The 23,551-nt window shown below is 68.4% G+C and carries 22 protein-coding genes and 4 pseudogenes; 17 read left to right on the forward strand and 9 right to left on the reverse strand.

The annotated features are described in order from the left end of the window. Positions 1-1,028: 1,028 nt before the first annotated feature. Positions 1,029-1,583 carry a hypothetical protein gene (locus tag ACSMTC_RS39255; RefSeq protein ID WP_436564538.1) on the forward strand — a complete coding sequence of 185 codons (555 nt, stop codon included), beginning with the start codon at positions 1,029-1,031 and terminating at the stop codon, positions 1,581-1,583. Positions 1,584-1,813: 230 nt separating this feature from the next. On the opposite strand, the gene ACSMTC_RS39260 is transcribed toward ACSMTC_RS39255, so the two are convergent. Then, the gene (locus ACSMTC_RS39260; RefSeq protein ID WP_436564539.1) at positions 1,814-2,365 is read right to left on the reverse strand and encodes a hypothetical protein; all 552 of its coding nucleotides are present in this window, start codon (positions 2,363-2,365) and stop codon (positions 1,814-1,816) included. 219 nt (positions 2,366-2,584) lie between these two features. Here ACSMTC_RS39260 and ACSMTC_RS39265 point away from each other — a divergent pair, with 219 nt between their 5' ends. After that, complete coding sequence (locus tag ACSMTC_RS39265; RefSeq protein WP_436564540.1) at positions 2,585-3,127, forward strand: hypothetical protein; 543 nt, start codon at positions 2,585-2,587, stop codon at positions 3,125-3,127. A 667-nt stretch (positions 3,128-3,794) separates the two neighbouring features. Then, positions 3,795-4,151 (forward strand): hypothetical protein, encoded by a 357-nt coding sequence (locus ACSMTC_RS39270; RefSeq protein WP_436564541.1) that lies wholly within the window; start codon positions 3,795-3,797, stop codon positions 4,149-4,151. 7 nt (positions 4,152-4,158) lie between these two features. Here ACSMTC_RS39270 and ACSMTC_RS39275 read toward each other — a convergent pair whose 3' ends face one another. Further along, positions 4,159-5,187 carry a C40 family peptidase gene (locus ACSMTC_RS39275; protein WP_436564542.1) on the reverse strand — a complete coding sequence of 343 codons (1,029 nt, stop codon included), beginning with the start codon at positions 5,185-5,187 and terminating at the stop codon, positions 4,159-4,161. 285 nt (positions 5,188-5,472) lie between these two features. On the opposite strand from ACSMTC_RS39275, the gene ACSMTC_RS39280 reads away from it, so the two are divergent. From ACSMTC_RS39280 to ACSMTC_RS39290, 3 genes are all read left to right on the forward strand, one after another. Beyond that, the gene (locus ACSMTC_RS39280; protein ID WP_436564543.1) at positions 5,473-5,826 is read left to right on the forward strand and encodes a hypothetical protein; all 354 of its coding nucleotides are present in this window, start codon (positions 5,473-5,475) and stop codon (positions 5,824-5,826) included. A gap of 194 nt (positions 5,827-6,020) precedes the next feature. Then, positions 6,021-6,425, forward strand: coding sequence for a hypothetical protein (locus ACSMTC_RS39285; protein WP_436564544.1), 405 nt, complete (start codon positions 6,021-6,023; stop codon positions 6,423-6,425). A 202-nt stretch (positions 6,426-6,627) separates the two neighbouring features. Continuing rightward, entirely contained in the window at positions 6,628-8,343 is a 1,716-nt protein-coding gene (locus tag ACSMTC_RS39290; RefSeq protein WP_436561280.1) for an IS1634 family transposase, read from the forward strand. A gap of 317 nt (positions 8,344-8,660) precedes the next feature. Here ACSMTC_RS39290 and ACSMTC_RS39295 read toward each other — a convergent pair whose 3' ends face one another. Further along, on the reverse strand, positions 8,661-9,395 hold the full coding sequence (locus ACSMTC_RS39295; RefSeq protein WP_436564545.1) for a dienelactone hydrolase family protein: 735 nt from the start codon (positions 9,393-9,395) through the stop codon (positions 8,661-8,663). Between the two features lie 694 nt (positions 9,396-10,089). Beyond that, entirely contained in the window at positions 10,090-10,704 is a 615-nt protein-coding gene (locus tag ACSMTC_RS39300) for a hypothetical protein (protein ID WP_436564546.1), read from the reverse strand. Positions 10,705-11,040: 336 nt separating this feature from the next. Here ACSMTC_RS39300 and ACSMTC_RS39305 point away from each other — a divergent pair. The 6 genes and pseudogenes from ACSMTC_RS39305 to ACSMTC_RS39330 form a co-directional block, all read left to right on the forward strand. Beyond that, positions 11,041-11,280, forward strand: a pseudogene (locus ACSMTC_RS39305) (transposase); the annotation flags it as partial. Between the two features lie 126 nt (positions 11,281-11,406). After that, positions 11,407-11,841 carry a VOC family protein gene (locus ACSMTC_RS39310; protein WP_436564547.1) on the forward strand — a complete coding sequence of 145 codons (435 nt, stop codon included), beginning with the start codon at positions 11,407-11,409 and terminating at the stop codon, positions 11,839-11,841. Between the two features lie 675 nt (positions 11,842-12,516). Continuing rightward, positions 12,517-12,939, forward strand: a complete 423-nt coding sequence (locus ACSMTC_RS39315) for a hypothetical protein (RefSeq protein WP_436564548.1) — start codon at positions 12,517-12,519, stop codon at positions 12,937-12,939. Positions 12,940-13,499: 560 nt separating this feature from the next. Beyond that, positions 13,500-14,015 carry a CAP domain-containing protein gene (locus ACSMTC_RS39320; protein WP_436564549.1) on the forward strand — a complete coding sequence of 172 codons (516 nt, stop codon included), beginning with the start codon at positions 13,500-13,502 and terminating at the stop codon, positions 14,013-14,015. A gap of 324 nt (positions 14,016-14,339) precedes the next feature. Beyond that, positions 14,340-15,175 (forward strand): annotated as a pseudogene (locus tag ACSMTC_RS39325) (IS5 family transposase). 141 nt (positions 15,176-15,316) lie between these two features. After that, positions 15,317-16,027: pseudogene (locus ACSMTC_RS39330) on the forward strand (IS5 family transposase); the annotation flags it as partial. A 328-nt stretch (positions 16,028-16,355) separates the two neighbouring features. Here the strand turns inward: ACSMTC_RS39330 and ACSMTC_RS39335 are convergent. Beyond that, positions 16,356-16,598, reverse strand: a pseudogene (locus ACSMTC_RS39335) (NF041680 family putative transposase); the annotation flags it as partial. 247 nt (positions 16,599-16,845) lie between these two features. Between ACSMTC_RS39335 and ACSMTC_RS39340 the strand changes: the two are divergent. Together ACSMTC_RS39340 and ACSMTC_RS39345 are read left to right on the forward strand one after the other, a co-directional pair. Further along, on the forward strand, positions 16,846-17,877 hold the full coding sequence (locus tag ACSMTC_RS39340) for a hypothetical protein (RefSeq protein ID WP_436564550.1): 1,032 nt from the start codon (positions 16,846-16,848) through the stop codon (positions 17,875-17,877). A gap of 236 nt (positions 17,878-18,113) precedes the next feature. Continuing rightward, positions 18,114-18,260, forward strand: a complete 147-nt coding sequence (locus ACSMTC_RS39345; RefSeq protein ID WP_436564551.1) for a hypothetical protein — start codon at positions 18,114-18,116, stop codon at positions 18,258-18,260. Between the two features lie 365 nt (positions 18,261-18,625). On the opposite strand, the gene ACSMTC_RS39350 is transcribed toward ACSMTC_RS39345, so the two are convergent. Continuing rightward, a complete protein-coding gene (locus tag ACSMTC_RS39350) occupies positions 18,626-19,072 on the reverse strand; it encodes an anthrone oxygenase family protein (RefSeq protein ID WP_436564552.1) in 447 nt (148 codons plus the stop codon). Between the two features lie 90 nt (positions 19,073-19,162). Here ACSMTC_RS39350 and ACSMTC_RS39355 point away from each other — a divergent pair, with 90 nt between their 5' ends. The 3 genes from ACSMTC_RS39355 to ACSMTC_RS39365 all read left to right on the forward strand — a co-directional run bounded on the left by ACSMTC_RS39355 (position 19,163) and on the right by ACSMTC_RS39365 (position 20,559). Continuing rightward, complete coding sequence (locus tag ACSMTC_RS39355; RefSeq protein ID WP_436564553.1) at positions 19,163-19,741, forward strand: TetR/AcrR family transcriptional regulator; 579 nt, start codon at positions 19,163-19,165, stop codon at positions 19,739-19,741. A gap of 114 nt (positions 19,742-19,855) precedes the next feature. Further along, entirely contained in the window at positions 19,856-20,242 is a 387-nt protein-coding gene (locus tag ACSMTC_RS39360) for a hypothetical protein (protein WP_436564554.1), read from the forward strand. A 140-nt stretch (positions 20,243-20,382) separates the two neighbouring features. Continuing rightward, entirely contained in the window at positions 20,383-20,559 is a 177-nt protein-coding gene (locus tag ACSMTC_RS39365) for a hypothetical protein (protein ID WP_436564555.1), read from the forward strand. Between the two features lie 215 nt (positions 20,560-20,774). Here ACSMTC_RS39365 and ACSMTC_RS39370 read toward each other — a convergent pair whose 3' ends face one another. From ACSMTC_RS39370 to ACSMTC_RS39380, 3 genes are all read right to left on the reverse strand, one after another. Further along, on the reverse strand, positions 20,775-21,026 hold the full coding sequence (locus tag ACSMTC_RS39370) for an alpha/beta fold hydrolase (protein WP_436564556.1): 252 nt from the start codon (positions 21,024-21,026) through the stop codon (positions 20,775-20,777). Next, positions 20,912-21,457, reverse strand: a complete 546-nt coding sequence (locus ACSMTC_RS39375; protein ID WP_436564557.1) for an esterase/lipase family protein — start codon at positions 21,455-21,457, stop codon at positions 20,912-20,914. The genes ACSMTC_RS39370 and ACSMTC_RS39375 overlap by 115 nt, the downstream gene beginning before the upstream one ends. Positions 21,458-21,585: 128 nt before the next feature. After that, complete coding sequence (locus ACSMTC_RS39380) at positions 21,586-23,154, reverse strand: IS1182 family transposase (protein WP_436564558.1); 1,569 nt, start codon at positions 23,152-23,154, stop codon at positions 21,586-21,588. Positions 23,155-23,551: the final 397 nt, after the last annotated feature.

Consider the following 23,551-nt stretch of genomic DNA (forward strand, 5'->3'; position numbering starts at 1 on the left):
GCGACCACCAGGGCCGGCCCCGCAACCGCGGCCACCACCCGTGCCCCCAGCCGCGTGCTCTGACGCCGCACCGGCCCGCAGCGGCTGGACAGGACCTCAAAGAGCACAGGCCACCGCGCGTCACCGTAAGCGGAATGGAAAGAAATATGGTGATTCGACACCTTTTCGTTCGAGTGATCAGGCCTGCGGGTGAGTATGTGTGGCCGCCGGCGGCTATCGGCATGAAGCGCGTGCGGGGCATCCCGGCGGCCGCGCGCCAGGCGCGGCCGTCGGGTTCCAGCCACCACTGCCGCGCCGCCGAGTAGCTGTGCTGCCTGGCAGGCCCCCTGCGGAGCCCTGCCAGGGCTACGCCGGTCCGGGCACGGCCCCGGCGGTGGTTTCGGCCCGCTGGCGCCCCGTCAGGGCTTTTGGGGGAGGGTTCGTTTCCCCGACTTTTCCCTGAACATCTCCCCGGCCAGTGACTTCACTGTGGGTTTGAAGGTTTCCGCAGGTCAGAGGACAAATTGTGGGTTGACGGGAATCCCGGTAACCCCTCTGTCCCCCTTTTTGGGTGGTGTGGCTGGTGGCGGGCGGGTGCCAGCGGGGTTCGACGCGCTCCTGGGCCGCTCGGGCCCTCCCTGACGGCACTGCGCCCGACGCCGCGGGCGGGGTCGGCCTGGCGATCTCCTGGGCGATGGTCTGCGTGGGAGCGTCAGGTTGGCATCGTCAGCTGTATGTCAGTGGGATGGGCTCAGCTACCTTGCGAGCTTTGCTGACGGGTAGTGCTCGCCTATCGCTGACGTGAGTGACGAAGGACCATGTCATACCATGTCATTCTCACGCAGACCGCAACAGCGCGTCAGAGTTTATGCCGGTCAGAACCGTAGGCCGGGGGAGTGGGGCAGAATCGGTTCTGCCCGGCCGGTCGCTCGGGCTTTGTAGGCAAGGGGGAGGCATCGGTGGGGATTTTTTCGTCGCGCGGTCGTGAGGTCCAACCGACTCCGCCGCCGGGATTGGTGGCAGAGGCGGCAGCATACCCTGGCGGTTGGGTGTACGAGATCGCCACCGAGTACGTCGACGACCCCCGGGGCTACGTGCCGCCGGAGGCGGTCCGCCGCGGTTGGAAGGTCGGTCAGGACGGGGTGCTGACCGGTGAGTTCCAGGACAATCCACGGTTCGGGCCACCGCAGGACGACTTCTCCCGGCTCACCTCCCCCGATCACTGGCTGGGCTGGCTGGGCGAGGACCCGGCGCTGGCCGTCCGGGAGTCGATCGCCGGGATCCTCGGCGAGCAGGCGCCCGGGGCCACGGTGGCGTGGCTCAAGGTGACGGACGTCCCGCGGTTTCTCACCGGCGGCCGCCCGCACCCGGAAGACGAACAGCGCATCACCGTCACTCGGGCAGGCCTTGCGGTGCCGTTCGCGCTGTCGGTCAGCGCGCCCGGGCAGCGCCGGGAGGTGCTCTGGGGCGTGTTCAGCTGGGCCGCGGTCGGGCTGGACCGGCCCGAAGAACGGCGCGACCGGCTCTGGTTCGACTTGCGCGTGGACGCCGACTGGGCTGAGGAACAGCTGCGTTCGCGTATCTACGGGGTTGTCGAGGCCTGAGCGCCGGCAGCAGCGTCGCCCGGCCTGTTGTCGCACGCGCGGCTCCCCGACGCCCGGGGAAGCGCCGCGGCTCACCCGCTGTCTGGCCGGTGGCTGTCGTCCTCGACCTGCCGTCGGGGGACCAGTGCCTGGCTGGTTGGGTGGGGCGGTGGCGTTGAGGGTTCGCTGCGCCTGCGGCGGGCCTCTTCTTCACACGAAATCGAGTCTCCACCGAACCCGGGGCGGTTCAGTTAGAGGTGGGAGGCCATCAGGTCATGGTCCACCGTCAGACTGCCGCGGTCCAGCGGGGGCAGCCCCAGGTGGTCGCAGATCAGCTTGGTGAGCTGGTTCTCGAAGTTCCTGTCCTCGTGGTCCAGTCCGGCCGCTGTGATGAGGGGGGCCAGCTCGTTGGGCCAGTGTTCCCCGACGTACTCGGGTCCTTCGTAGTCGATGCAGGATGAGGTCCGGCCGTCCTTGTAGTGGTAGGCCTTGGGCCCGTGGGCCTTGGCGATGCACGGGTTGGGGACGAACACCACCAGCTCGGCACCCGGGGGGCACAGCTCTCGGTAGTCGATGTCGCCGTAGTCGTCGCGCGACGGATTGACCAGGTTGTGCACGATCACGCCCCAGTCGCCGGGCGCCGCATCATTGCCATAGGCAAGCGGCGGCCGGTGCAATGCGACTAGCGCTTCTGTCATGGAGGCCAGGCTGGTTCCCCTGAAGTACACCAGGACGGATTCGTCGCCCCCGTAGCGGTCTTCGCCCAGCCACGCGATCACGCCGCACTTGATCCAATCGGTCATGCTTGGCACCGTAACCCGAGTCACTGACACACCTCATGTCTCCCTCGGGCAGGAGCGTGCCAGTGACCGGCGGATCCGCTGGACCGGGGCGGTCCGGCTGCCCGGAGCAGCAGGTTGTGATCGTGATCGAAACCGACCTGGTCGTACTCGGGACGCGGGGCCCCGCTCGGTTTCGGCAGGGGACCAAGACACGGCTTTGAGGGTGGAGTCGAGTGGGCAGTGTCTGCGGCAGCGGCGCTGCTGGCGACCATGTCGGCCGACCAGCAGAACCTCAACTGCCCGCCCGACCTGGAGCTGTCGAAGCTCACAGTCGACCACGCTCTGCGGCTGTCGGCGATCACCGCCGCCCAGCCCACCGTCACCGCCGCAAACCAGAGCCTGCTGGCGCTCTTCGCCGCGCTGCCCACTCCCGACGACGAGGAGGACCCGAACTTCTGGTTCGACGTCCAAACCGCCAGTGACAGCCTCTACATGGTGACCGCGAACATCGCGGGCTGGATCCAGCTGACCTTCGCGTACCCCACCGAGACCGCGCTTGCCGGAACTATCCTTGATGCCTTTCGGATGCTGGACGCTGAACAACGCGAGGCAGTCGCGGAAGTCGTCGGCAAACGCCTGTCCGACGTCGACCGCGCCACGTACGCCGGCGAACTGTGGATCAGGGCCGTCGAGAAGGCAGCCTTCTCCGCGCTGATCGCCAACAAGGCTCCCAACGACCCTGAAGCAGTGGGGACCTTCCGCGACAGCTGGTTGCGTACTTGAGCGTCCTCATCCCGGCCGACGCGCGGATTCCTTGAAGGCCTGCCCCGGACTCCAGGGCAGACCATCAAGGTATCGGTGTCGTTGCTGGTCAGCGGGTTGTCCCGGAGCCTTGTAGCTGGTGCCAGGCACGGGGTGGGGCGTCGTCAGGGGGACCAGATGTCGGCGCTGGGCCCGTGCTCTTCGAGGGCGGCCAGGCTGGCGGCGCCGGCCGGGACCCGCGTTCCGCGTAATTCGCGGGCTCTAGAGGATCTGACGGAATGAAGCCGCGGGTCAGGGCGTTGAAGCCGGGATCGCGGGCCGAAACTGAGCGCATCCGGGCCCACGTCGTCCTGTGCTGGCTCGCCCTCCTTCTCATCCGCATCGTCGAGACCCAGACCGGGGCGACCTGGTCCGAGGCCCGCCGCGAGCTCCAGCGCCTCGTTCACCGGCCCCACCGGCACGTTCCAGCAGGTCACCGGCCTGACCAAGCCTCAGCGAGACCTGCTCGCCAAGCTCCGCATCCCCACCCCAAGCAGGTACTCGACCTCCAGCCCGCACCCCGCTGACCAGCCGAAACACCACCGCCTAGAGAAACGCCCTCCAGGTGGCCACACCCATGTCCGCGCAGGTCAGAGCCCAGATTTGATCCTCCAGCCCGCTGAATTACGCGGAACGCGGGGCTGTGGGTGTGGGCTTTGTGGTGGGCTTCGGCGAGGTGGTCCAGGCGTACGGTGTCGGGAGAAGCGCGGGTGATGCGTTCGGTGCCGTCGAGGATGGCGGTGAGGGCGGCTTCGCGGATGAGGCGGGCGAGGCTGCCGATGCGTCCGGCGGTGCGCTGGTGGAGGTAGGTGGTGTGGCGGGGCAGGGTGCCGGGCCGGTGCCGCTGAAGGTCGAGGGCCGCCTCCATGTCGCTGATCAGGTCGGTGAACGGTCGGTGGGTCCCGAGGCGGGCCGGGAGAGCGCCGACCTTGGTCAGCACGGTGTGCGAGTGGTGCGGGCGCCGGTCGACGGTTGCGGTGGCGAGCGTCTTGGGCATGATCGGTGAGGGCGGTTCAGGGGCGCACCGCGCCCATGTACGGCATGACGTCGAGGCCGACGATCCGGACGTCCTCACCGGTGCGCGGCGCATGCAGGATCTGACCGTTGCCGATGTAGATGCCGACGTGGTGCAGGTCGGAGAAGTAGAAGACGAGATCGCCGGGCTGCAGGTCGGACTTGGCGACGTGATTGCCGGCGTTCCACTGGTCCTGGGAGACGCGCGGGAGCGAGATACCGCCGGCGCGCCAGGCCGCCTGGGTGAGACCGGAGCAGTCGAAGGAGCCGGGGCCGGTCGCGCCCCACTGGTAGGGCTTGCCGAGCTGGGCGTAGGCGAAGTCGAGCACGGCCTTCACACGGCCGGACGCTGGGCCGTTGTAGGTGGAGGGACGATTGGAACTGCGGGAGGCGGCTTGGCCGTTGCCGTCGCTGTCGGCGAGGACCTTGGCCCGGTCGGCGGCCTTCAGGCCGTTGAGGATGGACTGGGCCTGGGCGAGCTTGGCCTGGACCTCGGTCTTCTTCGCCGCCATGGCGGTTCGGGTCTGGTCGAGTTCGGCGAGCTTCCCGGCGGTCTCGGCGCGTTCCTGGTTCATGGTGCGCTGCAGCAGCTGGGCTTCGCGGAGCGCGTTGGCCAGCCGGCCGCTCGCTTGGTTTTGCTGAGAGGCCCTCTGGAGGTACTGCTCGGGAGAGTTGCTGAGGATGAGCTGGAGCGACGGGTCGATCCCGCCGTCGCGGTACTCCTGCGAGGCGACCGCTCCGAGGATGCCCTGGATCTTGTTGATCTTCTCCTGCTGGGCGGCGAGCCGGTCCTGGAGCGTGGATGCGTCGGCCTGGAGTCGCCGCTGCTCGTCCTGCGCTTTGTCGTACTGCTCGGTCGCGGACTCGGCGTCCTCGTTGAGCTTGTCCACTTGGGCCTTGACCTGGTCGATGCTCTGACCGGGTTCGGCGTGGGCGATGGCGGGGAAGAGGGAGGCGGCTCCGGCGGTGGCGGCCAGCACGGTCATCTTCGCCCTGCCGGCGGGCTTCGGGCGTCGGCGCGTTCCCATCAGGGCGTCACTCCTCGTTCGCGGGTCTGATCTCCCGTACAGCGAGGGGCCGCCACCGGGGTGAGTGCAAAAAGCCTGGAAGTCCAGCCCAGGGCGAGGGGCGCCGGCGGGTGGCCTCCAGTTATAACTAAGGAACTTAGTAGTTCGCTTGAGTGTGTTGTGCAACCGTCGCCATCGGCCGGACATGGGGGGCGGTACAGGCGTGCGTGCGTCGCACGGTGAGCTCGGCGACCGACCGTATTCGGTCCGATCCGGCCTCAGAATGACATCCACACCGCTGAACTGATGACTGCTCCAAGAAGCCGACCCAGGCGGCACTCGCTACCCGCGCCACGCCAGGCGCAAGCCGAGAAGGCCCACCGCAAGGACACCTTCGCCCTGTTCGACATCCACGAGTCCGTCCCCACCTCGGCCACCGCCGCGCAGCTCGCCGCGGCCGCCGCCCGCCGCACCACCGGCACCCGGACCTGCGAGCAGTGCGGCGTGCGCCCCGAGACCTCGTATTCCCAGGTCGATGGCTGGCTGCGGTGCCGTATCTGCGCCCGCCCTGCCACTCGCACCCCCGCCGTCCCGGCTCTCCCTGGCAGGGACGGCCGTTCGTACCCTCTCCCGACGTCCCGGAAGGCACGCGATGACTGACGGCACCCGCCCCGTCCCGGACTCCGCCGCTGCGCCCGGGGGGTTGGAGTTCGCCTTGTGCAGCAGCCGGCCCGCGCCTGCCGATCGGGACCTGGGTCGCCCGTTCCCCTCCGTTGGTGCGTGGGGCGATGGCCGCGCTTCGCCGCCCGCTACGGCTTTGACCCCGATCACCCGGTGCCCTGTAGGGTCGCCGGATGTACGACCAGCACCACTCCACTGGTCGCCCCGAACCCGTGCCCGCGCCCGACCCCGCCGCCGTGGTTGCGGCCGAGGGCGGCCGGGCGCTGTGGGATGCGACGGTCGCCGCTCTCACGGCTGTCCGCATCGACGTGGTCCAGGCCGGGGACGGCCGCCCCGGCGCGGTACTGGAGCTCGGACCGCGTGGCCTCGGCGTCGCGGTCCGCTGGCAGCCAACCGACCAGGCCCCGCTGCCCAGCGGCATCCTCACCGTCAACGCCTGCAGCCGTGACGGCCGCTCCGTCCCCGCCCGCCTGGTGCAGAATCTGATCCCCGAATGCCACCTCTGCGACGCCGGGCTGCGCACCACCTACGCAGAGCACCGCCTGGTCGTGGTGTATCCCGACGCGGTGATCCCATGATGAGGACGGTTGAAAACGGCCAGGTGTGCTGTTCGCTCCCCAGCTCCCGGGTTCGACGTAATTCGCGGGTTCTAGAGGGTCTCCGGGGTTGAACGTGCAGGTCATCGGGCTGCGGTGGGTGCTGGCGCCCGAGAATGCCTAGAGACGCGACTTTTCTGATTCTCCTGCGCTGGCCTGCTGCTTCGGCCTATCGTCTGGAGTCGTGTACGTGAAGACGACGAAGCGGGAGAACAAGTCCGGGACGGTCCGGTACCTGCACCTAGCCCACAACGAGTGGGACCCGGTGAAGGGGCGGGCGGTGCCGAAGGTGCTGTTCACCTTCGGCCGCGAGGACGACCTGGACCGCGACGCGGTCAAGCGCCTGGTCGCGTCTCTATCGAGGCTGCTGGAGCCGGGGGACACCCTGGCCGCGACCGCCGCCTCCGACCTGGAGTTCGTCTCCTCGGTGCCGTTCGGCGGCGCCTACGTACTCGACCACCTCTGGCGCCGACTGCGGATCGATCAAATCGTGGGCCGAGTCGGGCAGCCCAAGCGGGGTCGCCGCCGGGACATGGCCGCGACCGAGCGGGTGCTGTTCGCCCTTGTCGCCAACCGCGCGCTGGCCCCGTCCTCGAAGCTCGCAGCCGCGGACTGGATCACGAACGACGTGCACATCGACGGCCTGGCCGATGCCGGCGAACAGACCTGCTACCGGGCGATGGACTGGCTGCACGAGGTCAAGGACGACCTGGAGAAGCAGGTGTTCGACGAGGTCGCGAACCTGCTGAACCTGGAGGTGGACCTGCTGTTCTTCGACACCACCAGCACCTACTTCGAGCTGGAGGAGCCCGACGAGCCGGTCGCCCGCGACAACGCCGGCCGCAGGCTGGAGGGCGACGGCCAGGCAGGCGGCGACGCGAAGCCGGTCGGGTTCCGGACCTACGGCAAGTCGAAGGACTCCCGCGACGACCTGCCGCAGATCGTCATCGGCATGGCCGTCACCCGCGACGGCATCCCGGTGCGCTGCTGGTGCTGGCCGGGCAACGCCTCCGACCAGACCCTGATCCGGCAGGTCAAGGACGAGATGCGGGACTGGACCCTCTCCAAGATCGTGTGGGTGGCCGACCGCGGATTCTCCTCCGCCGAGAACCGCCGCTACCTGCGCAAGGGCGACCACGCCTACATCATCGGCGAGAAGCTCCGCTCCGGGAGCCCCGAGGTGCAGGCCGCCCTGTCCCGGCAGGGCCGCTACCAGGACGTCGGCGAGAACATGCGCGTCAAGGAAGTGCGGATATCCGACACCGACCGGTTCGTGATCTGCCACAACCCTGAAGCGGCCGAGCGTGACCGGCACATGCGCGAACAACTCGTCGCCCAACTTGCCGACTTGATCGCCGACACCGACAAGCTCAGCGACTTCAAGCGGGGCGAACTGCGCGGCAGGATCGCCGACAAGCCCGGCCTGAACCGCTACCTTCGCGCCACCCCGGCCGGCAAGCTCCGCATCGACCAGGCGAAGATCAAGGCTGAGGAGAACCTCGACGGGAAGTACCTCCTGCGCTGCTCGGACCCTCACCTGAGCGCCGAGGACATCGCGCTCGGCTACAAGCAACTGCTGGAAGTCGAGCGCGGCTGGCGCGACATGAAGCAGATCATCGACCTGCGGCCCGTCTACCACCGACTCGAAGAACGCATCCGAGCCCACGTCGTCCTGTGCTGGCTCGCTCTCCTGCTGATCAGGATCACCGAGACCACCACCGGCGACACCTGGCCGCACATCCGACGCGAGCTCGACCGCCTCCACCTGGGCACCTTCACCGGCCCCACCGGAACGTTCCAGCAGGTCACCGCCCTGACGAAGCCTCAGCGGGACCTGCTCGCGAAGCTGCAGATCCCCGTCCCCAAGCAGGTCGTCGCGCTTCAGCCCGCAACCCGCTGACCAGCAGAAACGCGACCGCCTAGAGAAACGCCCTCCAGGCGGTCACAAGCACGTCCGCCCAGGTCAGACCCCGGATTCGCCACTCCAGGCTGCCGAATTATGTCGAACCCGGGCAGCTGGTTGAGGCGTCACTGAAGGATCGCCGTGGCGTTGGTGGCCGAGCGCCGCCCCGACCGGCCGGTACTGGCCGGTCGGGGCGGTTGTGCATCTGCTGGCCACTGCCATCGAGAAGGGCCGGGACCTGTCCTCGATGAGCGGTGTCCTGCCCGGCGCCGCCTACCGTCTGCTGCCGGCCCGACGGCGGGGCCGGCCGGTGGCTAGCGCAGATGCCGGGTGAAGAACCGGGTCGCGGCGTCCCCTGCGAACTGCGGGACGCCGGTGTGCCCGCCCATGTTGGCGTGCAGGGATTTTGCCTTGGAGCCGAAGGCGTCGAACAGGTCCAGGGCCGCCTGTCGGTCGTTCCCTTCGTCGTCCCACTGCAGCAGAACGTGCAGCGGAATGGTGACCTGGCGGGCCTCCTCGAACATGGCGCGAGGCACGAAACTACCGGCGAACAGACTGGCGGCCGCGATGCGCGGCTCAACCACCGCCAGCCGGATCCCGATGGAGATCACTCCCCCCGAGTACCCGACCGGGCCGCCGATCTCGGGCAGCGTAAGGAGGGCGTCCAGGGCGGCCTGCCATTCCGGGACCGCCTTGTCGACCAGCGGAAGGATGAGGGCGTCGACGATCTCGTCGCTGACCGGATCGCCGGCCTCCATCGCCCGCCGCAGGTCAGCGCGGGCCTGCTCTACGGCGGGCCAACGAGGCCGGTCGCCGCTCCCGGGGAGCTCGATGGTGGCCGTCGCGAAGCCCTCTGCCGCAGCGTGCCGGGCCCGCGCCACCAGTCGGGGGTACATCTTGCGCAGCCCGAGGGGAGGGTGGCCGAGAAGGATCAGCGGCGCCGGTGCGGACGCGGATCCGGGTGTCCACAGGACGCCTGGGACCTCACCGAGGGTGAATTCGCGTTCGAGGACGCCGCCGTCGAGGCGCTGTTCAGAAGTGAAGTGCATGGTCGTGCCTTTCGGGAGTGCTCAGAGACGGCGCTCCCGGACGACCTATCGCCCGACCGTGACCCCGGAGGAGAGCACCCACGTGAATACGTTCACGGGTACCACCTCCTCGTCCTCTTGCACGGCCTCCGGAAGATTAGCAGTGGTCACCGTGGTCCGCCCAACGGGTTTTTACGGAGGCTCCGTGTCCGGATGCCACGGAGTCGGAACACTACGCAGAGCTACTCGGGGTCCCATCGCAGCTTCCCGAGTGGAGGGCGTCCGCTGGGGCACCAAGACCAGCAGGTCCGTCCCCCCACTCAGCGCGGGGTGGGGAAACTCGGGGTTCCGACCGCGCTTCCGTGAATGATCTTGGGTCTGCCGTAATGCCAGGGTGATGTTGAGCGCCGGAGCCGTGCGGGGTCGAGGAGGGCGGCCATGCGTAGCGCGGGCAGGGCGGGCCCGCGTCGGCTGTGCGGGGCGCCTCCTCGGCGCGGCATCCATAGCGTTCGCGAGTTCGGCCCGGTGGACCCGTGGTGGCCAGGGTCCGGGTTGCACCTGTCCGTGATCTTGAGGGTGCCCCCGTCAGCAGCAGCTGCCCACACAGGGTTGGTCTCAGCGATCGGCGCCTGGCTGAAGGACGTACAGATGGGAAGTCAGCCCCACCAGCCCGAGGCGCCGCCGCCGGCCGGGGCGTTTCGGGCACGGTCGGGGATCAACCCGAGCAGCCGGCCACCGCGGTCGGGCTACCGAGGCAGTTGGTGGGGCTGTTGCCGTTGACCCGGCTTCCGATGAGGGTCACGGAACTGCCGTTGTTGTAGACGCCGCCGGGGGCAACGGCGGACTGGTTGTTGTTGATGTTGCTGCGGACGACCGTGACCGTCACGTTGCCGAAGGTCGTGAGCCCGCCGCCGCCGGTCCCGGCCTGGTTCTCGTTGAGATTGCTGTCGTCGATGCGCAGCGTGCCGTCGTTGGCGACGCCACCGCCCAGTTGGTCGGCGGAGTTGTCGATGATCCGGCTGCGGCTGATGGTCATGTCGCCGTCGTTGGCCACGCCGCCGCCGTTGTGCACTGCGTGATTGCCGGTGATCATGCTGTCGGCGATCGTGGTCGTGGTGCCGGTGACAGCGCCGATGCCTCCGGAGAAGTTGCCGCGGTTGTCGCGGATCCGGCTGTCGGTGACGGTGAGCGTCCCGAAGTTGGCGATGCCTCCGCCGAAATCCCCGTCGGCGTCGCCGTTGCTGATGGTGGCGTCACAGAGGCGGTGGGCCGTCGAAGCCGTCGGCTGGGAGTGCGTGCAGGTCGGCCGGTTCATGTACTCGATCAACATGGAGTTCGTCCGCGCGGGCTGAGTTTCAGGAGGTCCTGAACATCCCGCTGGCCTGAGGACGGCGGGATGACCGCGGCCCACGTCGCCAACTGACCGCGGTGTTCACCAGGTGGCGGTGCCGTGGGTCGGGGAGCTCATAGTGGACCGGTGCCAGCCCTGTCGGTAGAACTCGGGCAGGGCACGTCGAGCGGCGCCCTCAAGTGAGCTTCCACAGCCGGACAGTCGTCATGTCGTCGTTTCCGGTGGCCAGGGGTCTTGCCGTCGGAGCTGAACGCTAGCGAAAGCACTGAATCGGGGCCACGGTCTCCGGGAGTGGGGTTATGAGACGACCGCTAGCGGTTCGCCGACGCCCGCGGCTTCAAGGCCTACGCCGGCGCCTCACCCGTCACCCGAGCCTCCGGCAAGAAGTCCAGCATCATCCGCCGCTGGGTGGAGAACGACCGGCTCAACCACGTCGGCTACCTCTGGGCCATCACCGCCCCACCTGGTGCCAAGGCCCACTACCGGCGCCGCCGTGACGACCACGGGGACTGGCATGCCGCCGCCCAGCGCAACCTGTTCAACCGCATGCTCGGCCCGTCGGCTGTTTGACGAACACGCTGTTTTTGGTGTCCAAGGCGGCGCAGGATGCGACGGGTGACGGGCGGATCCTGCTGGGGAAATGAGCGGCAGGGTCCCCCTGGTACGCGGTATGGTGCGCCGATGTCAGCGATCAAGAAGTTCCAGGTCACCTTTGACTGCGCAGAACCTGAGCGCCTCGCTCGCTTCTGGTGTGAAGTGTTGGGGTACGTCATGCCGCCGCCACCGGAGGGGTTCACCACCTGGGACGATTTCAACCGCACCCTGCCTCCTGAGAAGCAGGGATCATGGTTCGCCTGCAGTGATCCCTCAGGTGTGGGCCCGCGCCTGTACTTCCAGCGCGTCCCCGAAGGCAAGATCGTTAAGAATCGGGTGCATCTCGACGTCCGGGTCGGTACCGGGCTCGTGGGGGACGAGCGCCTCGCCACGCTCGAAGCCGAGTGCGCACGACTGGTCGCGCTCGGTGCGACCCACGTGCGGACGCTGTACGCCGATGAGGAAAACGAGTCGTGCATCCCGATGCTGGACATCGAGGGCAACGAGTTCTGTATCGACTGAACATTCTCCGAGCCGGGGAGGTGGGGAGCCACCTCCCTTGGGCCTCTCTGGTCTCGTATGGGGCGGGAGTTACCCCGCGAGGGCGAGGTTGTGCAGCCGGGCGATGCCGAGCATCCGGCCCGAGCCGCCAGGCCGCCGGCCCTGGCGCGGCCGGTCGGCGGGTGCTGCCGGGCCTGGTCCAGCGAACACCTCACCCCGGGAGGGATGGCCGTCCGGACCACCTGGCACGAGCCCGCCTGCCGGACCACGGCCAACGGCTCGCTGCGCTTCAGCCGCCCCCAGGCCGCCGAGTACGTCGCGGTGCTCGACCTCGAGGCCGCGTGGCGCCGCGTTGAAGCCGAGGACGCCCCCGGCGAGCTCACGCGCTGGTGGACTGTCACCAACGCCGAGGGCCGTGAGCCGTGTCGACCCGTCATGGTGGACAGTCACGAGTCGGCGAAGGAGACCGCCAGGCGCCGCCACCCGATCGTGCGGGCGGTCGCGCGCCGGTACGGGATCAGCTCGCAGTGCCTGCGTACCGGTCAGCAACACGCCGCCGGGGCCCGTCAAACGGGGCCTCGGCGGTCCGGCGTTCGCCACTGCGGAAGCCGGAACGCCGCAACTGACCGAGACCCGACGCGCCCCCGGCGACCTCCTCGTGCTGGCCGAGGAGACCGCCGGAGTCCCGGCCTGACGATGCTCACCGCCCTGTTCCTGGCCGCGGCGGCCACCGCCCTGCTGGTGCACCTGTGCGCCGCCATGGTGCGGCGTGGCGGCCTGCGGGTTGCGACACCCATGAGTGCCTGGCGGGACGCCGCTGTGGGCTGCTTCGCTGCCGCGGCCGCGCTGTACGCCTTCGGGCTGTTGAAGGGCTGCCGGCGGGTCGAGGACGAGCCGCGGGTGTGCGGACCGGCTCGGTACGGCGACCCGGCGGAGTCCGAGGTGCTTCCCAAGGGCAGCCTGCTGTCGCTGAGCTCCGGCCGTAGCTGGAGCGATGGGTACGGCATCGAGTTCGTCCCCTCGTTCGTGAACCCCGCTCCGGCGCTGTCCCTGGTCGGTGCGGCGGTCGCCGTGCTCCTCGGTGCCGTCCGGCACGAGCAGTCGCGCCGGAACAAGTAGGCGTCGGCCAGGGCTGCTTGACGTATCCGGGGCGAGGAACATCCGGGGCGGAGTGTGCGCCCGGCCGACGGCGGAGCACATCTCGGCAGTGTGCTGATTTGACCAACTCTTGGTCCGGGAAAGGTGACTTGCAGATATGCGGGAACCTGCATGAGGTCGACGCGGGGCGGGCGTGCGGAGGCGCTCCGCTGCCGGACGCGGCGTGAAACGGCCAAAGGCGCCGGAGTCCGATTCGCGGGAGCTCCTGACTTGAAACCGCGACGAGTTCGCAGAAATCGCCGTCTGGGAAAGTCGGTTGGCCGGGGCGGATTCGAGGCTACGAAGCGCAGAGCCTCGATCACCGGCTGCACAGAGAAGTCTCAGCGGCTTCTTCGGTCGCCGCGGAGACGTCCTGGACATACGCTGGTGCTATTGACGGCGGTCATGTGGCCGCCGGACAGAGCGATTTGTCGCCGATGGCGTCCTGGCCATCGCATGAGCCAGGCGTGCGGCCCGCTTCCGTGACGGCCGTGGTCCGCGCCGGCACTTGCTGCTGCTTTCTGTGCGACCAGGGGGTCGCAATGAGAAATCCAACTCGGGTACACCATCGCGCCGCGAACATCTTCGCGACGGCGCTGATGACCGGAGGCATGATGCTGGCGACGGTTGCCACCGCGACCGTCTCCCATGCGGCGGAGTTCCCCGCCCAGATCAGCCCCGGCGACCAACAGGCCATCCTCTCCGAGACCAACAGCGTTCGCGCCCAGGCCGGCCAGTCAGGTCTGACCTGGGACGGCGGGCTTGCCTCCGCGGCACAGTCCTGGGCTGACAACCCGGCATCCACTGCGGGCGGCTCCTTGCACCACGCGCCGATAAGCAACGCCGCTGAGAACATGTCGGGCGCCGGGCCGAGCCAGGCCACGGGGCAGTGGGCCGGCGAGAAGAGCGCCTACGACTCCGATCCCAACCATGACCCGTACGCCAACCAGGCGGGATACTACCGCTGGGGTCACTACTACAACATGATCAACCCTAGCTACAGCAAGATGGGCTGCGGAGCGAAGAGCGGCGTCACGGTGTGCCGGTACGCGCCCTGAGCCGCCCGGCACCCCCGGACGCGGACCGGGTCGTCGCCGTCGACTCCGTCGTCGTCCGATCGCTGCTGGCCCGGGCAGCGAGCCCGGGCCTATGTGGTCTCAGTGGGCGTTTTGGCATGTCTAATCCTTTAAATGCCTTATAGGTCTGACGATTTGGCGCCGTTATGCCCGATAGGTGAGTAGCGTCCTTCCTCCGATCAGAGGATCGGCTGTCCGTCTCGCCCGCATCCATGCCTTGAAGTCCGTCTGGTTTGAAGAAGTCACAGAAACGCCCAACGGACAGTGGAACGGGACGCTCCGCCCCGTCCGTGCTGACGCTGTGTCATGACCGAGCACAAGCCGTACCCGAGCGACCTGTCCGACGCCCGATGGGCCCTCATTGAGCCGATTCTGGCGGCATGGAGAAAGGCCCGACTCGACCGCAGACCAACCGGCCAGCCGGCGAAGGTCGACCTGCGCGACGTCTTCAACGCCATCCTCTACGTCAACCGCACCGGAATCCCCTGGAAGTACCTCCCGCACGACTTCCCCAACCACGGCACCGTCTACGCCTACTACGCCGCCTGGCGCGACGAGGATATCTTCGCCCAACTCAACTACGACCTCACCGGACTCGCCCGCGTAAAGGAAGGCCGCAAACCCGAGCCGACCGCCTCGGTCATCGACACCCAGAGCGTGAAGACCTCCACCAACGTGCCCCTGACCAGCCAGGGAACCGACGCCGCGAAGAAAATCGTCGGCCGGAAGAGGGGCATCCTCACCGACACCATCGGACTCATCCTCGCCGTCACCGTCACCGCCGCAAGCCTGTCCGAGAACGCCCTGGGAATACGCCTCCTCAACCAGGCCAAGAAGACCTATCCGAGCATCTCCAAGAGCTGGGTCGACGCTTCAAGAACGCCATGATCGAGCACGGCGCAAGCCTGGGTATCGACGTCGAGGTCGTCCACCGGAAGTCCGACGTACCCGGATTCCACGTGGTGAAAAGACGGTGGGTGGTCGAACGGACTCTGGGATGGATCATGCAGCGCCGCCGCCTTGCCCGCGACTACGAGACCCTCCCGGCCAGCTCAGAAGCCATGATCCACATCGCCTCGATCGACAACCTCACCAAGCGCATAACGGACGAGACCACACCAACCTGGCAAGGAACCTACTAGGACATAAAGGGCAAACTACTCTCACCAAATGCCCTCTAAGTGGATGTTAAGTCCCTTTTCTCTCGGCTTGTGATCGCTCGTTCGTGTGAACCTCGACCGTACTGGCGTGCCCGTCGGGGTTCGGGTGATGTTCTGCGGCGCATGGACAGACGGGCGTATCCGAGCGACTTATCGGACGAGCAGTGGGCGTTGATCGAGCCGATGATCACTGCCTGGAAGCAGGACCGGGTGGCGCGGTCGGCGACCGGGGACCCGGGGTCCTGCGACCTGCGGGAGATCGTGAACGCGGTCTTCTACCAGAACCGGACGGGCTGTCAGTGGCGCTACCTGCCCCATGACCTGCCGTCCTGGTCAGCGGTGTTCTACTACTTCGGCCTGTGGCGCCAGGACGGGCTCGACCAGCGGATCCAGGAACTCCTGCGCTGCCAGGTCCGGGAGAGGGCCCGCCGATTAGAGGACCCGTCCCTCGTGATCATCGACACCCAGTCCGTCCGCGCGGCCGCCGGTGTTCCGAAGACCACGACGGGACTGGACGCGAACAAGAAGGTGTCGGGCCGCAAGCGGGGACTGGCTGTCGACGTCATGGGGCTGATCATCGGTGTCGTCGTCCTGGCCGCCTCCGCTCACGACAACACCGCCGGCACTGCCCTGCTCGACCAGGCCGCCGAACGGTGCGGGATGCGTCTGGAGAAGGCCCTGGTGGACCAGGGCTTCAAGGACGAGGTCGTCATCCACGGTGCACTGCTGGACATCGACGTCGAAGTCGTCCGCCGCAACCCGGCCGACCAGGGCAAGGGCTTCGTCCCGCAGCCGAAACGGTGGGTGGTGGAGCAGACGAACGGCACCTTGATCGCCGCCGACCTGACCGAGACCGAAGCGCGGCTCACAGACCTGGCCACCGCCCGAAAGATCATCGCGGAGGTCACGCCGGCGGGAACCGAATCCGAACCACCCGAGACGAACACCACCTACCAGGCCATCGTGAATGCCTTCAACCAGCACCCCGACCAGGCATTCCGGGCACGCGAGCTGCACGACCTCCTCGGCATGCCCACCGACGAGGCGTCCGTCAACATCACCCGCAGCCGCCTCGGACGCCTCACCCGCCAAGGCTTCCTCACCCAACCCGGACGAGGCCGCTACCAGAAACGGACTTAACGTCCACTCATGGCCCATCAGGCCATCTCCGGCAACCTTCCGCACCTCGGGGGAACCTCAGGGCGGTCCAGCCGGGTGTCTGTTTCATGAGTCGGAAGGTGTGTTCCAGGTCGAAGCGTCGCAGGAATGATTGCCACCAGCGGTTCACGTCCGCTGGCGCGGCGCCGGTGGCCGAGCACCACAGTCAGACCGGTTTCGGGTCGCGGTCGCCGGGCAGGCGCTCGACCTGGAGGCGGATCAACGTGCCATGCAGGACGGGGAGTTCTTTCCCTAATCCTCCGGCCGGGCTGACACTCACGATCCGGCCTTCCCCCGCGCGGGGGAGGCCGGATGATCCGTGGGATGGATGTGATCGGCGCGGGTGACGCGGAATCTTGGAGCGTCGGCAATCCGGATATACGGGGGTCATGGTGGTTGTTCCTGCGAACTCGGAGGTAGGTGGCGTTCCTAAGCCGCCGACTGCAAGCGCGGGGCGGATGTTGTGGTGGCGGCGGTGGCCTGTGTGGGCGCCCATGGTCGCTGCGGTGTGGGGCGTGTTGTACGCCGCTGTCGAGGTCACCTGGGCGGTGACGGACACCACCGTGCAATGGAAGGAGCACTCCGCGTACGCGCCGGGGGTCCAGCTCTTCCTGGCAGCCCTCGCGCTCCTGGCCGGCGGCGCCTGCCTGGCCAGCACCCGAATGCTCGCCAAGCTCGGCCGGGTCGCGGTGGCGACGGCACTGATCGTGGCGCTCCCGGTGTTCGTCGTGGGAATGAACGGGCTGCCGATCTATTTCGTGACAATTGCGACGCTCTCGGGGATCGAGAGCGCCACCGGGCTGGCCCAGGTGCTGCTGAACACGGTCGGCGCCGCCCTCCTGCTCCTCGTCGGTTTGTCGTACCGCCGACGGCTGCGCGGAGACTGCCCGCGATGCGGGCGGCCGCACGTCGGCGCAGCCGACGGCCCGCTTGCCCACCCAGCCGCCTCCCGAGCCCCGGGGCGGACCCGCGTCGCGGTGTACCTGCTCATGGGCGGACTCCTGCCGTGGGCGGGAGCCAAGACCATCTGGACGCTGGGCGGCAACGCGCTCGGCGTCGCGGGCGATGACTGGCAGAGGACGACGAGCGTCGGCGCGTCGGGGCCGTCGAAGGCAACCGCGTCGGCGGGGATCGATGTGACCGTGCTGGCCGCGATGGTCGGGATCTTCCTGCTGCTGGGGCTGCTGTACGTGTGGGGGCAGGTGTTTCCCCGCTGGACGCTGTTCTTGTCCGGACGACGGGTCCCGCGCCTGCTGCCGTTGATCCCGGCCTGGCTGACCGGTATCCCACTGACGATGTACGGGGCCGCCCTCCTCATCATGGCGCCGCTCATGGCTGCCGGTGTGCTACCCAAGATCAAGCCGTCCCCGCCGTTCACCACCAGCTCGGGGATCACCTGGTTTGTCGAGTTCGGCGGCCTGGCATTCGGCGGTCTGGGTATCGGCCTCATCGTGGCCGCCCGCTCCTACGCCGCCCGCACCCACCCCGTCTGTGCCAGCGCCACGGCGACGGAGGGGCCCAAGTAGCCGGGTACCGGAATGTCAGCTTCCCGCTGGTGATCAATGAGTAGCCGCGGCGGTTCCCGGTCAAAGCGCGCAAGATCGCCCGGCAGGCCGACTGGGCCTTCGCACGCCCGGCACCGGCCGCGATCACCCGAGCAAGACTCCCGTTCGATCGACAAGCCCCGCGATCGGTACGACAACTTCCCCTTAACCGGGCCGTCGCCACGGCTGAGCAGGACGACCCAGCCCAGGCGCCGGTGGTGCGGCTGCCGGTGGCCGACGCGGCCGGCCTCGACCTGTACCCGGCCATCGGTGCCGTCCTCGACCAAGCTGCCCGGCCCGACACCGCCGCGGGCGGCCCGGTGCTGCTCCCGGCGATGACCGGTACGTCCTACCAGTGGCGCTGACCACCCCCACGCGCGTACCGCTGTGCCGGGACACACTGGTCGTCACCAGCTATGGGCCCTGAGCTGGCGGCTTCGTTGCGGTGGAACCGGATAGTTGTCACCGATGGGCCAAGACTGTTGTACCTGGCGCCAGTTGCCGCGCTTGTTGTCACCCAAATCCGGCTGGCGGTTGAGCGGTTCGCGGCCGAGGCGCGGTGTGAGGTTGGGACTGCCAAAGGCAGCTGGCGGGCCCGCGTCCCATGAGGAAGGACCCCCGGTAGAAGGGGGTCCCGGGTCCCGAGGGCGGTGTGGTTCCGTGCGAATCGTCGGTTACCGCCTGCGGAGTGGGGGAGTGCGCGCCGCCTGCGCGATCTTGGCCCGCGGGCTCAGGCGAGGGCGGCGACCAGTAGGGCGAAGGCGGCGATGATGACGGCGACGCGGGCGTAGTGGAACCGGTCCCAGCGGTTCATCTGCTCCTTCCAGTCGGCGGGCCGGTTCTCGGGGGTCCAGGTCTTGCCCTGGTTGTTGATCGGGACGAGCAGCAGGATCGACATGACCACGCTCAGGATCAGCAGCGCGCCGGCGGTGACGACCAGGCCGGTGCCGTGGTGATGCCATCCGGCGACGGCCCAGAGCGCGGCGAGGACGAGCGAACCGATGTACCAGACCGGCATCACGGCGCCGAGCATCCGGCCCCCGTGGGCGCGGGCGAGTTGGTCACTGTCCTCGGGGAGGGCGTTGAAGATCGGGTTCATGACGAAGGCGACGGAGAACTCCACCCCCACCATCAGACCGACGACCACGGTGGTGAAGACCTCGAGTGCGTTGAGCATGATGATCCTCCCGGGATCTAGCAGTGCTAGCTGATGAGTCAACGCTAATGCTTCTGATGCTCGCTTGTCTAGCGATGCTAGGATCGGGTTATGTCGGTACAGGAACGCAAGCAGCGCGAACGGGCGGACCGCGAGCGCCTCATCGTGGCGACGGCCCGCGAACTCGCCGAGCAGCAGGGCTGGGACGCGGTCACCACCCGCCGGCTCGCCGAGCGCATCGAATACAGCCAGCCCGTCCTCTACAGCCATTTCCGCGGCAAGCGCGAGATCATCGGCGCCGTCGCCCTGGAGGGTGCCGCCGAGATGGCCGCGGCGCTGCGGGCCGCGACCTGGGCCGCGGACGGCCCTCGCGCCCGGGTCACCGCCCTGGCCCGCGCCTACCTCGACTTCGCCGAACGCAACCCGGCGGTCTACGACGCCATGTTCCAGCTCGATGGCGGCCTGGCCTTCGCGGCCGAGGACACCCCGGAGCCGCTGAAGGACGGCTTCGCCGCCCTGATGGAAAGCCTGGGCGATGTCGCCGGGGACGGCGTTGACCCGGGACTGTTCACCGAGGTGTTCTGGGCGGCCCTGCACGGGCTGGCCACCCTGACCCGGGCGGGCCGGCTGCCGCGGGCGGAGGCCGAGCGGAGGGTGGAGCTGCTGGTGGACAGGCTCGCCATCCTCTGACACACCGTCCGGGTGGACGGGCAGCCGGGGTCGTCCGGCCCGGCTGCCGGCCTACGGCATCACCGCTCACGAGCCACCGCACCGAGCATCGGCCGGCACTCCCTGATCGAGGCGTTGGACAATCCGAACAGCCGTGCCGCCTACGACCAGCGCCAGAAGGAGAGGGAGAAGAAGGCCCGTCAGGCGCACCGCGAGCTGATGCGGACTCTGGCTTGCGCCGACTGCGGCCAGGTGCCGAAGGAGGAGAGCACCTGGGAGTATGGCCCCGACGGCCGCGAGCAGTGGGCCCGCCGCCCCGGCGGCCCTGGGCGCATTCGCGGTGATGGCGGTGACGGTGCCGATGTTCTGGGCCAAGCTGCCCGCCTCCGTGGGCAGCCCCCGGGCTCCCCAGGGCGTGGCCGCCTGGATTATGATGCCTGCTACGCGCCGCTTCTGCTGTGGGGACCGCTGGTCGCCGTCATCACGGCCGCCTACGCCCGGCGGCGCCGGCGCACCGCCTGACCGCTCCGTGTCCCGTCGCCCGAGGCGGCCGGAGACACGGCACGTTGAGAAGGGCCGGAAACCTGTCGCGGCCGCACCGGATCCTCCGGGGCGCTCGATCCATGCGTGTGAATTTCGACGGAGCCACCCCAATGCCGCGAATGCTGCTACTCAGTGAGTTCCCGCTTCACTCCGACTTCCATGTCGGACTGGACAGGCCGGTGTTCGTCGCGGCGGGCGACCGGGTCTCGTACGAGGACGGCGACGTCGTGGTGACTCGCCCGACCGGTGAGCGACGCAGGCAGCCAGCCCGCAATGGCTACGGGATCTGCCGCTGATAGTCCGGCGGTCAAGATCGCTTGGCAAACGGCCGGGATCATCTGTCACAGGACAGTCGAACGGTGGTGGGACGGGCTCGGCGGCCGATCCGCGGGGCTGGGACAGGGGCTGTCCCGGGTGTGTCCCAGCCTCGTCCCAGCGTGTCCGGTTTCGACCGTTTCGCTAGGACGGTCCCAGGCCATTTCCCCTGGTGGCGGCCTCGCGGTCCTCGGCCTTACTCCAGGGTCTTCGCGGCGTTGCGGATGACGTCGAGGACGGCCTTGGGCTGTGAGAGCATCGGGACGTGGCTGCTGTCGAGGCTGACGGTCGTGGCCTTCATACGTTCGGCGGAAGCGCGCTCCCGGTCCGGGTTCACCGTGCGGTCCTGGAGGCCCACGATGTACCAGCTCGGCTTGGCTCGCCAGGCGTTGCCGGGAACCTGCTGGTCGAAGAGGTCCGCGATCGGCGGGTTAGCGGTCGCCAGCACGAGCTTCTGTTCCTCCAGCGGCAGATCACCGCAGAAGTGGCCGATACCGACTCCTTGAGGTAGATGCGGTTGTCGGCCACCTCGAGGTGCTCGAAAACCGGCGAGCTAGGAAATGCGTCCAGGTGCTGCTGCGAGGTCTCGTCGTCATCCGGGGCGAGCGCGCAGATGTACACCAAAGCGCCCACCCGGTCGTGCACGCCCGCCTTGGTGATCAGCGTGCCGCCGTAGGAGTGGCCCACGAGCACGACCGGGCCGGGCACGTGGTTGATCGCGCGAGTGACGCAGGCAACGTCGCCTTCGAGCGAGTCGAGGCCGTGCTGTGAGACGAAGACCTCGCGCCCCTCGCCCTGGAGTGTGGGGATGAGCTTTGCGAAGCAGGAGCCATCAGCCCACAAGCCGTGGGCGAACACGACGCTAGCCTTGCCTGCCATGCTTTCCTCCTTCGTCGGCGCAGGACAGTGAAGATCCAATTCGTTGGATCTTCACTGTCGTACCCTAGGTGGGAACTACGGGGGCCGCTCTCCGGCATATGAGTGCTTCTGCTGCTCCCCTGCGGAATTCACCTCTGAGCTTGACTCTGTCGGGGATCTTGGACGATCGGGCTCACGTACCGAGGGTCCGCCAGGACTTCAGCCGGGGGATGTCGTTCTCGTCCAGGAAGGTTTGGTAGGCGGTCGGCGGTCTCGGTGACGGGAGTTCCTCGGTAGCGGCAGCGGCGCATGCCGTGCCCGTGAGCGAACTCGTTGATCGTGCCCTCGATACCGGAGCGGACCGCGTAGCGGGCCTTCCAGACGGCCGTCTGCTGCTCGGCGCGGACCCGGATTTGCAGATCGCGGAGCTCTCGTGGCGGGAAGCCCACGTTCCGGGCGTCGCTGGAGCTGGTGCAGCGGGGACGGTCCGGACACGGCTGGCACTGCCCCTTGGCGAACCGCGCCACGATCAGCGGGGCCGCAGTGGGTGAAGAGGTCGGGTAAGGGCCGTGCCAGCCGGCGCTGACCTGGCCGTTCGGGCAGGTGACCTGTTGGCGGTCGAAGTCGATGTGGAAGTCGTCCCGGTCGAAGCCCTCGCCTCGGCGGTGCTGGCGTGTGGGGTTGCCGGGAAGCGGCCCGCTGACGGTGACCCCATGTTCACGGGCGGCTCGTTCCAGGTGGACCAGCGAGGTGTAGCCACCGTCGACCAAGTGCTCGGCGGGCAGCAGCGCACGACGCGCCAGGCGGGTGTGGATGCCGGGCAGGGCCTGGCCGTCGTTCGTGGCCGCCGAGGTGGTGGCCACGTCCGTGATCACGTTGACGCTGTCGGAGGCACACGTCTCGGTGACATGCGCGGCGAAGCCCTTCCAGCTGATGATGTGCCCGTGACGGACGTAGCGCGCTGTCGTGTCGTAGGGGGAGACGATCGCTGCCGCCGAGGGCGGCAGGCCACCGTCGGCGGCGGTACGCCAGCGCAGGCGGCCCGCCGCGTCGCGGTAGTAGTTCTGCACGACGATCTGTCGCAGGGCCTCGGCCTGTAGGCCGGGCCGGTAGCCCGGCCCGTGCCGATGGAGGTGCTCCAGCAAACGGCAGGCATCGTCGCCGGCGGTGATGATCCTGGTCTTGGGCCGGGTGGGGTTCTTGCCCAGACGGACCGGACGGCCGTAGCGGCGCCCCCACTCCTCGTCGACCAGGCCGGTCAGCAGGTGCGAAGCGGTGCGGGCCACTTCTTCCAGCGCGGCACGGACCGCCTCGGTGACCAGTTCCAGCCGAGTCAATTCGCGCACTGCGGCCAGGACGTGGGTCGAGTCGGTGCGCTGCGTGGTGCGCTCGCGTACGAGTCCGGCCTCCTTCAGGCGCGCGAGTGCCAGATCGAGCAGGCGGTCGGCGCGGTCGTCCAGCACCAGGCGCTCGCGGAAGTCGGCCAGCACGCTGTGGTGGAAGCCGGGATCGTCCAGTTCCATGGCCATGGCGTACTTGAAGTCGATGCGGCAGCGGACCGCTTCCGCCGCTTGCCGGTCCGACAGGCCGAGCAGGAACTGCAGCACACACACGGTCGCCAGCTGGGCGGGCGAGATGCCTGAGCGTCCGTCCCGCGGGTACCAGCCCGCGAAGTCGTCGTCGCGCCACAGCCCGTCCAGCCGGTCTATCACCCACATCGCCGTCGTACCGCCTGGGTTGCTCGCCCGCGCGATCTGCGCGGTCAGAGGCGGGATTTGCTCACCGGAACGGGGACGGAGCGACAACTGACACCTCGACAACGACAGGGTCTTCGATCAGCCCGGAGCATGCCCGCTGATCAGGCGGGCACACCGGGAACTCCAAGATCCCCGACAGAGTCAAGCTCAGAAGTGTCCACTGTTCGGGGCGGAGCCCGCTCGGCTGGGAGATCCCAGCCGAGCGTCTGTCCGAACTGCTCGCGGCCTGAACAAGCGACCACGTGTTGCAGCGATCCCTGGAAACCGCTTTCGACGGCCTATGCCTTCGTCGTCTTTTGAATACCGTTGCCGTGCCGGCCCGGTGCACGGGCGCCTCTGCGGGTCCGCTCAAACGACG

This window comes from Kitasatospora sp. HPM-01-4 (assembly GCF_051374625.1).
Classification (GTDB): domain Bacteria; phylum Actinomycetota; class Actinomycetes; order Streptomycetales; family Streptomycetaceae; genus Kitasatospora.

Bases quoted from the DNA above. Each gene is read 5' to 3' on its own strand.
- ACSMTC_RS39260 (WP_436564539.1), bottom strand. From the start codon at position 2,365: ATGACCGATTGGATCAAGTGCGGCGTGATCGCGTGGCTGGGCGAAGAC.
- ACSMTC_RS39275 (WP_436564542.1), bottom strand. From the start codon at position 5,187: ATGGGAACGCGCCGACGCCCGAAGCCCGCCGGCAGGGCGAAGATGACC.
- ACSMTC_RS39280 (WP_436564543.1), top strand. From the start codon at position 5,473: ATGACTGCTCCAAGAAGCCGACCCAGGCGGCACTCGCTACCCGCGCCA.
- ACSMTC_RS39285 (WP_436564544.1), top strand. From the start codon at position 6,021: ATGTACGACCAGCACCACTCCACTGGTCGCCCCGAACCCGTGCCCGCG.
- ACSMTC_RS39295 (WP_436564545.1), bottom strand. From the start codon at position 9,395: ATGCACTTCACTTCTGAACAGCGCCTCGACGGCGGCGTCCTCGAACGC.
- ACSMTC_RS39300 (WP_436564546.1), bottom strand. From the start codon at position 10,704: ATGTTGATCGAGTACATGAACCGGCCGACCTGCACGCACTCCCAGCCG.
- ACSMTC_RS39310 (WP_436564547.1), top strand. From the start codon at position 11,407: ATGTCAGCGATCAAGAAGTTCCAGGTCACCTTTGACTGCGCAGAACCT.
- ACSMTC_RS39315 (WP_436564548.1), top strand. From the start codon at position 12,517: ATGCTCACCGCCCTGTTCCTGGCCGCGGCGGCCACCGCCCTGCTGGTG.
- ACSMTC_RS39320 (WP_436564549.1), top strand. From the start codon at position 13,500: ATGAGAAATCCAACTCGGGTACACCATCGCGCCGCGAACATCTTCGCG.
- ACSMTC_RS39340 (WP_436564550.1), top strand. From the start codon at position 16,846: ATGGTCGCTGCGGTGTGGGGCGTGTTGTACGCCGCTGTCGAGGTCACC.
- ACSMTC_RS39350 (WP_436564552.1), bottom strand. From the start codon at position 19,072: ATGCTCAACGCACTCGAGGTCTTCACCACCGTGGTCGTCGGTCTGATG.
- ACSMTC_RS39355 (WP_436564553.1), top strand. From the start codon at position 19,163: ATGTCGGTACAGGAACGCAAGCAGCGCGAACGGGCGGACCGCGAGCGC.
- ACSMTC_RS39365 (WP_436564555.1), top strand. From the start codon at position 20,383: ATGCTGCTACTCAGTGAGTTCCCGCTTCACTCCGACTTCCATGTCGGA.
- ACSMTC_RS39375 (WP_436564557.1), bottom strand. From the start codon at position 21,457: ATGGCAGGCAAGGCTAGCGTCGTGTTCGCCCACGGCTTGTGGGCTGAT.
- ACSMTC_RS39380 (WP_436564558.1), bottom strand. From the start codon at position 23,154: ATGTGGGTGATAGACCGGCTGGACGGGCTGTGGCGCGACGACGACTTC.